Source organism: Oceanisphaera ostreae, assembly GCF_042676125.1.
In the GTDB taxonomy this organism is placed as follows: domain Bacteria; phylum Pseudomonadota; class Gammaproteobacteria; order Enterobacterales; family Aeromonadaceae; genus Oceanimonas; species Oceanimonas ostreae.
This window is the reverse complement of record NZ_JBHTJS010000058.1, coordinates 119,051-133,509: the sequence shown is the minus strand read 5'-3', so window position 1 is coordinate 133,509 and position 14,459 is coordinate 119,051. Positions and strand designations below refer to the sequence as shown.

At 49.7% G+C, this 14,459-nt stretch carries 12 protein-coding genes; 4 read left to right on the top strand and 8 right to left on the bottom strand.

The features are described from left to right. Positions 1–63: 63 nt before the first annotated feature. Complete coding sequence (locus ACFQ1C_RS14290; protein WP_379559345.1) at positions 64–1,527, bottom strand: DUF3360 family protein; 1,464 nt, start codon at positions 1,525–1,527, stop codon at positions 64–66. Positions 1,528–1,799: 272 nt separating this feature from the next. Between ACFQ1C_RS14290 and ACFQ1C_RS14285 the strand changes: the two genes are divergently transcribed. After that, the gene (locus ACFQ1C_RS14285; protein WP_379559344.1) at positions 1,800–2,483 is read left to right on the top strand and encodes a glutathione S-transferase; all 684 of its coding nucleotides are present in this window, start codon (positions 1,800–1,802) and stop codon (positions 2,481–2,483) included. Between the two features lie 52 nt (positions 2,484–2,535). Then, positions 2,536–3,828 carry a mechanosensitive ion channel family protein gene (locus tag ACFQ1C_RS14280; RefSeq protein ID WP_379559343.1) on the top strand — a complete coding sequence of 431 codons (1,293 nt, stop codon included), beginning with the start codon at positions 2,536–2,538 and terminating at the stop codon, positions 3,826–3,828. A gap of 93 nt (positions 3,829–3,921) precedes the next feature. Here the strand turns inward: ACFQ1C_RS14280 and ACFQ1C_RS14275 are convergent, their stop codons facing one another. From ACFQ1C_RS14275 to uvrA, 6 genes are all read right to left on the bottom strand, one after another. Continuing rightward, the gene (locus ACFQ1C_RS14275; protein ID WP_379559342.1) at positions 3,922–4,989 is read right to left on the bottom strand and encodes a c-type cytochrome; all 1,068 of its coding nucleotides are present in this window, start codon (positions 4,987–4,989) and stop codon (positions 3,922–3,924) included. Continuing rightward, positions 4,989–5,603, bottom strand: coding sequence for a c-type cytochrome (locus tag ACFQ1C_RS14270; RefSeq protein ID WP_379559341.1), 615 nt, complete (start codon positions 5,601–5,603; stop codon positions 4,989–4,991). Before ACFQ1C_RS14270 ends, ACFQ1C_RS14275 begins: the two co-directional genes overlap by 1 nt. Before the next feature lie 149 nt (positions 5,604–5,752). Beyond that, positions 5,753–6,241 (bottom strand): M48 family metallopeptidase, encoded by a 489-nt coding sequence (locus tag ACFQ1C_RS14265; protein ID WP_379559340.1) that lies wholly within the window; start codon positions 6,239–6,241, stop codon positions 5,753–5,755. A 427-nt stretch (positions 6,242–6,668) separates the two neighbouring features. Beyond that, positions 6,669–7,580, bottom strand: a complete 912-nt coding sequence (locus ACFQ1C_RS14260; RefSeq protein ID WP_379559339.1) for a putative metalloprotease CJM1_0395 family protein — start codon at positions 7,578–7,580, stop codon at positions 6,669–6,671. Position 7,581: 1 nt separating this feature from the next. Further along, on the bottom strand, positions 7,582–7,869 hold the full coding sequence (locus ACFQ1C_RS14255) for a flagellar biosynthesis protein FlgE (RefSeq protein WP_379559338.1): 288 nt from the start codon (positions 7,867–7,869) through the stop codon (positions 7,582–7,584). A 433-nt stretch (positions 7,870–8,302) separates the two neighbouring features. Continuing rightward, complete coding sequence (gene uvrA, locus ACFQ1C_RS14250) at positions 8,303–11,143, bottom strand: excinuclease ABC subunit UvrA (protein WP_379559337.1); 2,841 nt, start codon at positions 11,141–11,143, stop codon at positions 8,303–8,305. Between the two features lie 148 nt (positions 11,144–11,291). Here uvrA and ACFQ1C_RS14245 point away from each other — a divergent pair, with 148 nt between their 5' ends. Continuing rightward, positions 11,292–12,665 carry an MFS transporter gene (locus ACFQ1C_RS14245; RefSeq protein WP_379559336.1) on the top strand — a complete coding sequence of 458 codons (1,374 nt, stop codon included), beginning with the start codon at positions 11,292–11,294 and terminating at the stop codon, positions 12,663–12,665. Positions 12,666–12,679: 14 nt separating this feature from the next. Then, the gene (gene ssb / locus ACFQ1C_RS14240; RefSeq protein WP_379559335.1) at positions 12,680–13,348 is read left to right on the top strand and encodes a single-stranded DNA-binding protein; all 669 of its coding nucleotides are present in this window, start codon (positions 12,680–12,682) and stop codon (positions 13,346–13,348) included. Between the two features lie 315 nt (positions 13,349–13,663). Here ssb and ACFQ1C_RS14235 read toward each other — a convergent pair whose 3' ends face one another. Continuing rightward, positions 13,664–14,119 carry a YkgJ family cysteine cluster protein gene (locus ACFQ1C_RS14235; RefSeq protein ID WP_379559334.1) on the bottom strand — a complete coding sequence of 152 codons (456 nt, stop codon included), beginning with the start codon at positions 14,117–14,119 and terminating at the stop codon, positions 13,664–13,666. Positions 14,120–14,459: the final 340 nt, after the last annotated feature.

The window sequence follows — 14,459 nt, the reverse complement described above, 5'->3', positions numbered from 1 at the left end:
CCGAACCTGTAGTAACAGGTTCGGTCTTTTTGTTTAGCTTTCAGCTTCCGGCTATATATTTAGTTAGCTCTCAGTAATAAGAGCAGGGATACCGGGTAGCATGCCAACGGCGGCCATAATGGCCAGTAGAATGATAAAGGTGATACCGGGGATCACCCAGCGGTCGGTGCGGCGTAGTGTTTTGCCGCGCTCTTTGTCACCGATTAAGCCTAAGTTATCGAGCAGCATGGTCAGCGACCAACCGAATACCGGATTCACAAAGGCAGAGGCGAATACCACGATACCAGCCGACTGACTACTGGTGGTGCTACGGGTCATCTGCATACCGGCTTCGAGCAGCGGCATGAATACACCGACAATGAGCGCCACACGCAATACGGGGTCCCATACGGCCAAGTCCATGGGGTAGCCCCACAGCGCGGCAATAATACACATCACTCCAGTTAATACGGCTCCGGCCGGAATAGGGCGCTTAGCTATTGCTGCTGGAATAATATAAGTCCCCCAAGAAGACGCCAGGTTACCGCCACCCAGTACGCTACCTACCGCCTGACGTACCGAGGCCACACCCATGGTGTCATCTACGTTCATCAGCACCTTAGTGGCTTTTTTCGGGTAGTTAAGCTCTTGGAATACCCGTTGCCCCATAAAATCCGGTGACCACATGGCCACGGCCAATACGGCAAAGGGGGCGACGCTAATAAAGTGATGTAGCTCGGGCCAGCCCATCTGCCAGCCGGTATTTTCACCCCACCAGTAAGAGGGGGTTAGGTGGGGGATACCGGGCTCGGTGACAAACTCGAATGGCGCACCCAAAGAAATAGCGATCACAAAGGCGATGCCTGAGCCGAGGGGAATCGACAGCCAGCGCATTTCTAGGCGAGCGAGCAGGGCGTACATGATAATAGTACTTAAAATAACCACGAAGGCGACATAGCCCATGTCGATGCCATTCGCCCAGGCGGTTAGTGCACCAATTTGGCTGAGCAGACCTATGGCGCCTAAATAAATCAGCAGGCCGCCGCGCACCCCATCACTGGTTAGCGCCATCAGCTTACTACCCCCTTTGGTAATACTGAGCAATAAGCCAAACAGACCGACCAGTAACCCTAACGCCAACGGGTGGCCGCCCGAGGCAACAATCAACGGGATCAGCGGGATCATGGGGCCATGAGTGCCTGCCAAGTTAGCATTGGGATTGATCAGGCCAGAAAACAAGATCACAAACAATACGGCGGCAATTAACATCTCGAAGCGGACGTTTTCTACCACAAACTCATTGGATAGTCCTAAGGGACCGGCAAACGCCGCCACCACGGCTGCCACCATCACAATTTTACCTATGGTGGCGGCAAGGGCAGGCACCAAGTCTTCTAATTCAAAACGATAATCTCTAAAAGGTAAGTTAATACGCCAGCGCTTGGGCTCCATTATGGTGAGCTCATGCTCAAGATAGGCAGTGCGGCTTTCAAAATCGCGGCTGGGCTTATGCTTATCGCGATAATTGGTGTTGTCTGTTTGTGACACAGGACTCTCCTTGATGGTGACCATCTAAATGGTGTCATTTCACAGCAGAGCATAGGGTTTGTTATCAGATTGTTCTATTCGACATAAGTCTTAACATTTGGCATTTAAAATATAATAACGACGCTTCGGCATGCCGCCCCAGATTTTCTTTCGTTATTGCGCTGAGGTCGGTGGAGCAGACAAGCAACCCAGATTAGTAGACCATGATTTATGTTATTGTGCTGTTTTCTCACTCTGTGAAGATGAGACGACATAGATAAGGAAGGGACGGCATGATACAGCTGCATCATCTGAATGACTCTCGCTCACAGCGCATTATCTGGATGCTGGAAGAGCTGGAAATAGACTATGAGATTAAGTGCTATCAGCGTGATGCCAAAACACAGTTGGCTCCCGAGAGCTTAAAGCGCGTGCATCCGCTAGGTAAGGCGCCGGTGTTAACCGATGATAATATTCGCCTTGCCGAGTCGGGTGCCATTATCGACTATCTGGCGCAACGTTATGGCAGCCAAGCCCTCTTACCCACAGTAAACACGGATGCTTGGTGGGATTATGTCTATTGGTTGCACTATGCCGAGGGTTCTTTGATGCCGCCTTTGTTGATGCGTCATGTGTTTAACAAAATGGAACAGGCGCCGATGCCGTTTTTTATTCGGCCACTGGTAAAGAAGTTGGTAGCCGGAGTTAATGATGCTTTTTTGACTCAGCAAATTCACACCCATCTTAATTTTGTGGCAGACCACCTAGCCTGCCACGAATGGTTTTTGGGTGAACAGTTTAGTGCCGCCGACATTCAGATGAGCTTTCCACTGGAAGCGGCGATGCACAGCGCTAAATTGGCTGATTGCTACCCCAGAATAAAAGCCTATGTAGCACAGCTACAGGCAAGACCGGCTTATCTGCAAGCGTTACAAAAAAGTGGACCCTATCTCTATGGGCCAAAGCAAACCGCGTGATGATAACGGCCTGTGCCGTGTGCGATTAATGATTAAAAAGTGAGAAAAAGTAATGGATAAGATGAATGATCTAGAAGGGCTAGTGATGCCGGTTCTGGATAAATATATTCCGCAATTTTCGGATCTGGTATATACCCTCGCAGTCGTCTTATTGATTGTATTGATTTCGGCTGGCATTCACTTTTTATTACACCGCGTGGTTATTTCTTGGGTTGGCGGCCGGGCGCAGGGGAATCGGCAAATCTGGCGCCAGGCATTTTTTGAGCGCAAACTGTTTAGCCGGCTAGCACTCACGTTGCAAGGCATTATCATCTATATCCAAGCGGGTGTGTGGTTAGAAAGCGAGTCCACTTTATTGCCTATAGTTCAGGCCTCGGCACATATCTGGATTTTACTCTACAGCATGTTATCGCTGTTCTCATTACTGGACGCGCTACTGGATATTTTTCAGCATAAACCGGCGATGCTGAACTTCCCGCTACGTGGAATTTTTCAAAGTATTAAGCTGATTGCCAGTATCTTTATAACGTTGTTGGTCATTTCTACCTTGATTGGTAAGTCACCGCTGATACTGCTTAGTGGTTTAGGCGCCATGACGGCGATACTGATGTTGGTCTTCAAAGACCCGATATTGGGGTTGGTAGCTGGTATTCAATTGTCGGCAAATAATATGTTAACAGTGGGTGATTGGTTAGAAATGCCCAAGTACGGTGCCGACGGTGCTGTTATTGATATCGGCCTGACTACGGTTAAGGTGCAAAACTGGGACAAAACCATTACCACCATTCCCACTTACGCGCTTATTTCCGATTCGTTTAAAAACTGGCGGGGCATGAGCGAGTCGGGGGGACGTCGTCTCAAGCGCAGCCTGCTGCTCGACAGCAGCAGTGTGGACTTCTTGCAATCAGACGATATTCACCGGCTGCAACGGGCGCAAATGCTGGCGCCGTATCTGGATGAAAAAGTGCAGGAACTCACACAATATAATAGTGCTCAGAAGCTGGATTTATCCTCGTTGGTTAATGGCCGCCGCCTGACCAATATAGGCACTTTTCGGGCGTATCTGGAAAGGTTGTTAAAGAATCATCCCCACATTCACCAACAGATGACGCTGATGGTGCGCCAACTTGAGCAAACACCGAATGGTATACCGATTGAGATTTATGCCTTTACCAATACCACCAAGTGGGTGGAGTACGAAGCCATACAAGGGGATATCTTCGATCATATCTTTGCGGTATTGCCAGAGTTTGGCTTAAGGGCGTATCAGACCCCGACCGGATATGACATGCGTTCGTTGGCGCGGGTGGAACAAGAAGAGTCACAGCAACGCAAGATGGGCTAAAGCCGCAATGCTGAGTGCTTAATTTTTAATATGGAATGAAAAACGTAATAAAAAAGGGCCTCAGGGCCCTTTTTTATTACTTAGCGATGCTGATTACAGTACTTTGTTTGGGTGGTTAGGGAAGCTTTCGCTGCCCAACACTTTGCCATCCACTTCTTTACCGTAATAGATTTCTACGTTGTGCTTGTGAAACTGCTCACGAGTTTCTTGGACATCGCCTTTGTTACGCGGGTCTTGCGGCCGATCACGCGAGTTTATGTAGGTAGCCACGTCCCACGCTTGCTGGTCTGTTAGCTTGCCCGGTTGACCCAGCGGCATATTGTGCTGAATGAAGTTGGCAGCGGTGTTAACTCTGTGCATACCCGCGCCCCAGTTGTAGGTATTAGGGCCCCATAACGGTGGGAACACATAGCGGTCATTCACTTTTTGACCTTCGCCGTTTACACCATGGCACACTGAACATTCTTGCTCAAATACGGTTTTTCCGCGGGCAATGTCGGGTGTTTGTTCCGGCTCAGGTGCTTTTGGATAGGCTCGGCCAGGTAGTTCGGGCTCTTTACTACCACCTGCTTCTAGATATGCCTTCATGAATGGGAAGTCATCGCGCTTGCCACCTTTAAGCAGTTCGGCATCGCTGGGCACTTCCATATCGGCGGGATCAAAGTCTGCACCGGTTAGAGTGCCTTGAGCTAGCCAGTAGGCATAAGCGGATAAATCTACTAATGCATCAGCACCATAGTCTGGTGGTGACCCGTTCATGGAATATAAGAAGCAGCCCTGCATCCGCTCTTCAAACGAGTTGATCTTATTGTTTTTGGAACGGAAAGCCGGGTAGCTCATATAGGCTGCCCACAAGGGCGCGGCGTTTTCTTTACGACCAGCATCCGAGTGACAGTTCACACAGTTAAGACCGTTACCCACATATTGTGGCGATAAACTCTGGGTATCTACGAAGTTCTTATAGCCGCGTACTACTTTTTCACCAAACACACCATCAGGTAACTTGTCCCAACTTGGGGGGGAGGGATAGTGTTCAGCAGTTTTACCTGGCAGCGGATCTTGTATCGCTAGTTTATTAACATCGGCTTCGGTGGCATAGGTAGAGCCTACGGTGGCCAAAGCTAAGCTGACCAATAGTGACGAATAAGATAATTTCATCATTATTTAACCTCCACGCTAGCAAAGTATTTGGCCACAGCAGTAATTTCTTCGGCAGTCAGTTTTTCTGCCACATGACTCATCAAACCATTGCTATCGCCGGTGCGCGCGCCATTTTGCCATGCGTTTAACTGGTTTTCGATGTAATCGGCATGCTGACCCGCGAGGCTCGGAAAGGTTTCGCCTACTCCCACGCCTGCAGGACCATGACAAGAAACACAGCTAGGTAAGTCACGCTCCCAAGCACCTAAGTAGGCCAGTTTTTCACCTAAGTCAGTAATGTCTTGTGGTGATTTCTCACCGCGAAAAACCAGGTCTGTCGGCTGCGGAAATGGCAAGCTGGCAAACCATTCACTAGTTACCTTCACGCCAGCTTCGTCTAGCATCATCGCCATGGGTTTCATGATCGGATTATTGCGCTCACCCGTTTTAAAGTGTTCTAGCTGAGCCATTAAATAGGCAGCAGGCATACCGGCAATAGCGGGCGCTAAATGTGGCATACCAAGGCCTGTTGTTTGATGACAAGCGATACAGGCAGCCGCTTGGGGGGGCATCTCGGCTGAGGCCGGCAATGCATTTATAGCCAGGGCACTAGCTAAGAATACGAGCTTTTTCATAATTATTATCCTGAAGTTATGCTTCTAAGCGTATTCTAAGAGTGTCGTCATTAAGGCGGTATACGTATTTACCACATAACCTTAATAGATTTGATCTATCGCATACGTTTTCATTACAAAACTATAACATTGGTGACCACGAGCGCATATTACTGCTCACGCCACTGCAACCACAGCCGAGTATCGAACTCGAGCTGATGATAGTCAGGTTCCATATGGCAGCAGAGTTGATAAAACGCCTTGTTATGGTCCTTTTCTTTAAAGTGAGCTAGCTCGTGCACTACGATCATGGATAAAAACTCTGGTGGTGCTTCTTTAAATAAGCTGGCCACCGTAATGCTGTTATGAGACTTCAGTTTGCTGCCTTGTACTCGAGACTGAACGGTATGCACGCCCAACGCATGTTTTAGCACCTTGAGTTTACTGTTGTAGCTGACTTGAGAAAGCGGACCACTTTTACGCATATACTGATTTTTTAGCTCGTTTACATATTGATATAGCGCCTTGTCACTTTGTATTTGGTGCTGCTCGGGGTATTTTTTCTCGAGATAATCACCTAAGCGACCACTGCTTATCAGTAGCCTTGCTTGCTCTTGAATATGTTCGGGGTAGTGAGCGATATACTTTAAGGTGGTCACCGGTTTTATCCTTTAAGAAAGCTGGAAATGAAGAGCGAAGAGTGAAACCAAACTTAAAAACCGAGACTAAAGTTCTTAATGACTAAAGACTCTTTGCCACGGAAGAACACGGAACTCACGGACGCAGTTCACGTGCGATAAGAGATTTAACGAGTAAGAGCAAAGCCATCCTCTGATGCCCATATGTTTGGCCCTTACCGGTACCATTAGCGCCATTTTCAGATTTGATCTCTATTTTTCCGTGTTCTTCCGTGGATTCCGTGGCAAATTTTTTTAGATCTCGATCTCCTGCGCCACAGGATCTACAGCGGTCGCGTGGGACTACAAGTGACAGCTTCACTCTTCACTGTTTATCGCGGCAAAAAAATGAGCGACATCATTGATGTCGCTCATTTTATAACAGTGAATGCCAAAATAGCACCGAACGTTAGGCTAAGCTGAGCAGTTGTTGAGACTGGACCTTGGCTGCTTGACCATATACACCGGCGATGACCTGATTTCTCTGCTCCATCAGACCACTGGCATCTTTAGCGGTAGGCGTGTCGGTGGCAATATCCGTTGGTGATTTAGTCACTGTTGCAGCAGTGGCTGCTGATGTGTCAGAGGTTGAGGGGGCCGATGTAGCACCGGTGGCCTTTTCTGCCGCCAATGGGTCCTCGTGACTTGGATCGCTCGCTTGCTGTAGCTCGGCCCTCGCTTCAACAATTAATTGGTCGGCGCGTGCTGCGGCATTTTTATCGGCACTGGAAGGTTCGGCTGGCGCCAGAGCTGCCGCTTTCACTTGCTGCATCTTTTCTATGGTGGCATTGGGATCACCGGCGATGGGTGATAAGTCTGCCGATACGGACCCCTCAACCACATACTGCTTACCATCGGGCCCTGTTTCATATTCGTAGCTGGGGGCGCCGGTATGTTGGCCACCTACGCTGGCGTGTTGTTGCTCGTGCACCCGAACTTCTTGATCTCGTTGCTGTAGCTGTAGCAGCTCTTCTTGCTGCTCAATCGTCAGCTCTTTACCCGCCGCATTTTTCTGCGTGCTAGCGGTAGATGCATTATCTGCATCTTCTGCTGACTCAGCACTTTTGGCGCCGGCTTTAGTTTCGTCGCCCGCGTCAGCTTTGGCTGCACCGTCAGAATGCCCTTGGCGATTATAAAGCTCTGGAGTGTCAGCTTGTTCCGATGCGGTAAAACTGTCTGTCGCCGACTGTCGGGTAGCGGATTGTTCGGCTTCGATGACTGGCTCTATAAGCGGGCGCTGCGCATTATCTTGCTGGATCTGGCTGGCGGCCATGGGGTGGGCAAAGGGAAATAACTCTTGATTGGCATGAGGTATCTGCATATTACACCCGAATATCAATTAAGGTGCCGAGCATATCATCGGCAGTTTTTATACTGTGCACGTTGGCCTGTGCATGCAGTTCGGCTTGTTGTAGTTGAATGAGATTACTCGTTGCCGATTTTTTGCTGGCATCAACAAACTGATCCAGATTCCCTTCGGCACCCGCACTAGATTGGTTAGCAAGGGTATTAATATTTTGCCGGCTGATATTTAGTGACGCTTCGGTCACGCTGTCAGCTGAACGTTGGTAACCCTGCAAACCTGCAGAAAAGGCAGATTGAATATTCATCGCGCCTCCTGAATAAACGCCATTTACATTGCCTAATTATTCATCATAACTAACATAATTGAAAGTATTGGTGAAAAGCTGCCATAAGTAGGCTGTTATCAATAGCTAAAAGCCGCCGAAGAACAGTGCTAAGTGCGAGATACCGGAGCCGTCATGCTGATACCGGGTCGTGGCCCGGCATTTATACTAGTATGGCGACATAAGCAGTCCGGCATAACTTATGTGGATTCAGGGGCTCGCTTATCTTTTTCGTCACCCTCGCGAAGGCGGAGGTCCAGTCTCTTTGCAGGCGGTCCGCTGGTTGATAGTTCTGCGCCACAGGTCCTGGATTCCCGTCCCCGCCTACGCGAGGATGACGTTCCTTCGGGAATGACGGCAGAACCACACCTGTTAAGCGGCATTACTTAAGAGCTAAGTCTGCTTTAGCTCGGCGCTAGGCGCTGGGCGCTGTTTTCTCCAACATCGACCGTAAAAAGTGTGCGGTATGAGAGGTGGGGTGAGTGGCCACTTCCTCTGGCGTGCCCGCCACTAAGATTTGGCCGCCGCCGCTGCCGCCTTCTGGGCCCATATCCACAATCCAGTCGGCGGTTTTAACCACATCCAAGTTGTGCTCGATAATCACCACCGTATTACCGTGATCGCGCAGGCGATGTAACACGGTCAGTAGTAGCTGAATATCCTGAAAATGCAGGCCGGTGGTCGGCTCATCCAAAATATACAGGGTTTGGCCGGTGTCACGTTTCGACAGCTCTTTAGCCAACTTCACCCGCTGCGCTTCACCGCCCGACAAGGTGGTGGCCGACTGGCCAAGGCGAATATACGACAAGCCTACATCCATTAGCGTTTGCAGCTTGCGGTGTATAGCCGGCACAGGGGCGAAAAATTCACAGGCCGCTTCTACCGTCATATCCAACACTTCGTGAATGTTTAAGCCTTTGTATCTTACCTCGAGGGTTTCGCGGTTATAACGCTGGCTCTTACACACATCGCAGGGCACATACACATCAGGCAAGAAGTGCATTTCTACCTTAATTAAACCATCGCCTTGGCAGGCTTCACAGCGTCCGCCTTTCACGTTAAACGAGAACCGGCCCGGCTTATAACCGCGCGAACGTGACTCGTGAGTTGCGGCAAACAGCTCGCGAATCGGTGTAAAAATACCGGTATAGGTAGCAGGGTTAGATCGCGGGGTACGGCCAATGGGGCTTTGGTCGATATCCACCACTTTATCGAGTTTGTCCATGCCTTCTATGGTGCGATAAGGCGCGGGTTGGCTGACGGTGGCTTTATTGAGCTCGCGATGGGCGATAGGGAACAAGGTATTGTTGATAAGCGTCGACTTACCCGAGCCAGACACACCAGTAACACAGGTCATTAAACCCAGTGGCAGCTGCAACTCTACATTTTGTAAGTTGTTACCCGTGGCACCGCTTAGGGTAAGCCAGTGCTCACCTACTGGCGTGCGTTGAGCAGGAATGGCAATACTCTTTTTACCAGATAAATAGGCACCGGTTAACGAGTCAGGGTTGGCCATTACCTCGGCAGGCGTACCTTGCGCCACTATGTAACCGCCGTGTATCCCAGCGCCGGGGCCAATATCTAGTACATAGTCGGCGGCGCGAATCGCGTCTTCATCGTGCTCGACTACGATCACGGTATTACCGATATCACGCAGGTGAACCAAGGTGGTAAGTAAGCGTTCATTATCGCGCTGGTGCAGGCCAATACTGGGCTCGTCCAATACATACATCACACCAACCAAGCCGGCGCCAATTTGGCTGGCCAGTCGAATGCGCTGGGCTTCACCGCCAGATAAGGTATCGGCGCTGCGCGATAAGGTCAGATAATTGAGGCCGACGTTAACCAAGAAGCCGAGACGAGCACCAATTTCTTTAAAAATTTTGTCGGCAATTTGTGCCTTCTGGCCAGACAGCTCCATATTAGTGAAAAAATCATGGGCTTCACCAATGGCCATGTTCGCTACTTGGGGCAGGGTGTGCTCGGCCACAAAAACATTACGCGGCCCTTCTTTTAGTCGAGCGCCGCTACACGTTGGGCAGGCGCGGTGGCTTTGGTACTTGGCCAATTCATCGCGTACCGAATTAGATTCGGTCTCGCGGTAACGGCGTTCCATATTATGCACAATGCCTTCAAACGGATGTTTGCGCACCAGCACATCACCGCGGTCGTTCATGTACTTAAATTCTATGCTGGTGCGGCCCGAGCCATACAGCACCGCTTGTTGAATATCGTCTGTTAGCTCTTGATAAGGCACTTCTAAGTCGAAGTCATAATGCTCGGCCAGAGATTTAAGCATTTGATAATAGTAATAACTGCGCTTATCCCAGCCGCGAATTGCACCGCCCGATAAGCTCAGCTCTGGGTTGCTGATCACCTTTTCAGGATCGACCACTTGCTGAGTGCCTAGGCCATCACAGGTTTCACAAGCACCGGCGGGGTTATTAAACGAAAAGATGCGTGGCTCTAGCTCGGCAATGGAATAACCACATTGCGGGCAAGCAAAGTTGGCGGAAAACACCAAATCGGTTTGGTTGCTGTCATCCATGGCTACCACAGAAGCGATGCCACCAGACAGCTCAAGCGCGGTTTCAAAGGATTCGGCCAAGCGCAGTTGCAGATCGTCACGCACTTTAAAGCGGTCGACCACTACTTCGATAGTGTGCTTTTTCTGTAGCTCCAACGTGGGCGGATCCGATAAGTCACACACTTCGCCGTCGATGCGGGCGCGAATAAAGCCCTGCGCCGATAAGCCGTCTAGCAGCTTGGTGTGCTCGCCTTTACGGTCGCGCACGACGGGCGCCAACAGCATCAGCTTTTCGCCTTCTGGCTGCTCTAGCACCTTATCCACCATTTGATTGATGGTTTGTGCCGTTAGCGGTAGCGAATGCGTGGGGCATCTTGGCTCACCCACGCGGGCAAACAGTAGGCGTAGATAATCGTAAATTTCGGTAATGGTGCCCACGGTAGATCGCGGGTTATGAGAGGTAGACTTCTGCTCAATGGAGATCGCCGGCGACAAGCCTTCGATATGGTCCACGTCGGGCTTTTCCATTAACGAAAGAAACTGACGCGCATAGGCAGACAGCGACTCTACGTAACGGCGCTGTCCTTCTGCATATAAGGTATCGAAGGCGAGGGATGACTTACCCGATCCAGATAAACCGGTGATCACAATGAGCTTGTCTCGGGGCAAGTCCACACTGATATTTTTTAGGTTATGGGTTCGGGCTCCGCGTACTTCGATTTTCTTCATCTGCAACTTCACCTTGATGTAAATTCGACCGGACAGTATGGCACTGGATCATAAGCCCGCCAAGTTAGAATAAGCATTAATCTTGACTACGTCTCCGTGCTAAACTAGCGGCCATTTCTATTATCATATGTAATAGCGCAGAGGATTAATGAGCGACGAGCAAGGTTTTAGCCCCCGCGAACGGCGGGCCTCCTTTACCCTAGCGGGCATATTTGGCATGCGAATGCTTGGCTTGTTTATGATCATGCCGGTGTTTGCTTTATACGGTACCGACCTCATCGGCTTTTCCCCTCTGTGGGTGGGTATTGTCATTGGTATTTACGGCTTAACCCAAGCGGTGTTACAAATACCAGCCGGTTGGTTATCGGATCGCATTGGCCGCAAGCCGGTGATTTATGGTGGACTCACCTTATTTGCCTTGGGCTCGGTGGTCGCCGCCATGTCCGACTCTGTGTATGGCGTTGCTATTGGTCGTGTGCTGCAAGGTTCTGGTGCCATTGCTGGCGCAATTCTAGCCTTGGCCGCCGACATTACTCGTGAAGAAAATCGCACGAAAGCCATGGCCATTATTGGCGTGTGCATCGGTATTTCCTTTGCTATTGCCATGGTGCTGGGGCCGGTATTGGCCTCTTTCTTTGGTTTGTCGGGCGTATTTTGGGCTACCGCGATATTGTCGGTAGTGGGCATTATTATGGTGCGTTTTATGCTGCCAGACTCAATACATCGCGGCCAAATTCGTGACGTCACCGCAGCACCTGAGCTGTTTGGCCGTTTACTAAAAGACAAACAGTTATTACGCCTCGACTTTGGCATTATGCTACTGCATTTAACGCTTACTGCCGTGTTTGTGGCCTTTCCGCTTAGCTTGCTAGATGCGGGCTTAGCAGCCAAGCATCATTGGTGGTTGTACCTGCCTACGCTGCTGTTATCTTTTGTACTAATAGTGCCGTTTTTAATTTTGGGCGCAAAGCGCAACATCAACAAACAGCTGTTTCAGGCTTCTATTTTAGTGATGATGCTGGCGTTGATTTTAATGGCTGCGGGCCAAGGTCATATCGCCGTGTTAGCGCTGGCCATGGTGCTGTACTTTACCGCTTTTAACTTTATGGAAGCCTCGTTGCCGGCATTTTTGTCGATGTTAGCACCGGCTGGTGCCAAAGGCACTGCCATGGGTATTTATTCGACCAGCCAGTTTTTTGGTGCTTTTTTAGGTGGTGTGCTGGGTGGTCTTTTGTATCAAGAGCTTGGCGGCGCCGGTGTGTTTTTACTGGTAGCGGCCTGCATGGCATTTTGGTTTTGGTTAGCGGCGGGCATGAGTAATGTTAGCAAGGTGAGATCTCATATTTTGCCCATAAGTGTTAATATAGAAAACACTGAACGCCGCGAGCACTTACTCACGCAGCTGTTAGCGTTGCCTGGCGTGCACGAAGCTTTAATTATCCCAGAAGAGGGAGCCGCTTACCTAAAGGTAGACGGCAATATTTTTGAATTAGATCAAGCGCAAAGCTTGATTAACCTGTAAGTACGGAGCGAGTTATGGCCAATAGAGGCATTAATAAAGTTATCCTGATCGGCCACCTAGGTCAGGACCCGGAAGTGCGTTACATGCCTAACGGTAATGCGGTGGCAAATATTACTTTGGCCACCAGCGAAACCTGGCGTGACAAGCAATCCGGCGAGCAGAAAGAACGTACCGAGTGGCACCGCGTGGTGTTTTTCGGCAAGCTGGCAGAAATTGTTGGTGAATATCAGCGTAAAGGCTCGCAGATATACATAGAAGGTCGTTTACAAACCCGTAAGTGGCAGGACCAAAGTGGCCAAGATAAATACACCACTGAAGTTGTGGTCGATATGGGCGGCACCATGCAAATGCTGGGCGGACGCCCACAAGGCGGTGGTCAAGGCGGCGGTCAGAGTGGTGGCCAAAGCAACTGGGGCCAGCAAGGCGGTCAACAGCAAGGTGGCCAACAACAGGGCGGCGGGCAGAACAACTGGGGTGGCCAACAAGGCGGCCAGCAGCAGCAACAGGGTGGTCAAGATAATTGGGGCGGTCAGCAAGGCGGTCAACAGCAGCCTCCTGCACCGCAGGGCCAGCCACAATATGGCCAGCAAAATAAACCTGCAGCGCCACAAAATCAGCCAGCGACACCGGCACCAACCTATAATGAACCCCCAATGGACTTCGACGACGATATACCATTCTAGATCAAGACTCATTTGAGTTAACTTTCGAAGTTAAGCCTCTGTTTATACAGGGGCTTTTTTGTAGGCGAACGCTTGCTCTCGCATTTCGCTGCAGGCGGAACGACTTAAGATCTAAACACCTTTTGCCACGGAATCCACAGAGTCCACGGAAAAATAGAGATCAGATCAGAAAGAGATTTTGATGGTAAGATCAGAGGCTCGATATGAGCAAAAGTGACAGGCGAAACAGAGGCTGAATATGCAGGTTGGTTTGGGTGTGTCTTCGTTCTATATCGCCTCCTTCACCCTTCACGGCTTATAGCTGCCCAAAGGGCTCTAAATACTCTTGGTTTTAATAATGTGCTGGTGCCTTTTGTGCCGTGGCACTTCGTTTGTAGGCAGTGCAGTAGCGCAAACTGTGATGCCTTGTTCGCGCATTTGCTGGCGGGTTCCGGTTAGCAACGGGTGCCAGTCGGGCAGAGGTTCACCTTTTTGGATGCGACGATAAGCGCAGGAGTTAGGTAGCCAGTTATAGAGGGGAATATTCGTCGGCGTTAACTGATGGCAGTGGGGTACTAAACTAAAGCGGTTGTGATAATCACTGCAACGGCTTTGAGCTATGTCTAACAGTTCACAAGCAATATTAAAGACGGTTACCTGATTATCCCCTACCTCACGAACTAAGCAGCATTGGCCACAACCATCACACAGGGCTTCCCACTCTTTGGCGTTCAACTCATCTAGCGAATAATGTTCCCAAAACTTTTCCCGCACGTTTTTTAACTCTCTCATCTATTAAGCCGGTGTCTATTAAACGGCAATCGGCTCATTTAGTCCATTTTGGTGTTTTTTCAGGAGTTTTTGCGGTTGTTTATATCCAATTCATTAAATAACGAGTCTCTTTAGCTGTTTTTTGGCACGCACCTTGCCACTGTATGATAAAATTGGGCTCATATGACTGTGGTGTTGTGACGTTTCTTCATGTGCCGCGAGCTTGACGTAATTTATACTTAAAAATAGTCGCTATCTTGACACTTTGTGTCGTACGGCTGAGGGAGAAGCATGCGAAATCATCGAATATAGCGTCTTTTTCTGGATATTTTAATAGCATTGGTATTTTAGTGACTAGGCT

Excerpts from the sequence above, each read along its gene's own strand:
- ACFQ1C_RS14255 (WP_379559338.1), bottom strand. The coding sequence starts at position 7,869 with ATGAATATTCAATCTGCCTTTTCTGCAGGTTTGCAGGGTTACCAACGT.
- ssb (WP_379559335.1), top strand. The coding sequence starts at position 12,680 with ATGGCCAATAGAGGCATTAATAAAGTTATCCTGATCGGCCACCTAGGT.
- ACFQ1C_RS14235 (WP_379559334.1), bottom strand. The coding sequence starts at position 14,119 with ATGAGAGAGTTAAAAAACGTGCGGGAAAAGTTTTGGGAACATTATTCG.
- ACFQ1C_RS14280 (WP_379559343.1), top strand. The coding sequence starts at position 2,536 with ATGGATAAGATGAATGATCTAGAAGGGCTAGTGATGCCGGTTCTGGAT.
- uvrA (WP_379559337.1), bottom strand. The coding sequence starts at position 11,143 with ATGAAGAAAATCGAAGTACGCGGAGCCCGAACCCATAACCTAAAAAAT.
- ACFQ1C_RS14270 (WP_379559341.1), bottom strand. The coding sequence starts at position 5,603 with ATGAAAAAGCTCGTATTCTTAGCTAGTGCCCTGGCTATAAATGCATTG.
- ACFQ1C_RS14285 (WP_379559344.1), top strand. The coding sequence starts at position 1,800 with ATGATACAGCTGCATCATCTGAATGACTCTCGCTCACAGCGCATTATC.
- ACFQ1C_RS14260 (WP_379559339.1), bottom strand. The coding sequence starts at position 7,580 with ATGCAGATACCTCATGCCAATCAAGAGTTATTTCCCTTTGCCCACCCC.
- ACFQ1C_RS14275 (WP_379559342.1), bottom strand. The coding sequence starts at position 4,989 with ATGATGAAATTATCTTATTCGTCACTATTGGTCAGCTTAGCTTTGGCC.
- ACFQ1C_RS14245 (WP_379559336.1), top strand. The coding sequence starts at position 11,292 with ATGAGCGACGAGCAAGGTTTTAGCCCCCGCGAACGGCGGGCCTCCTTT.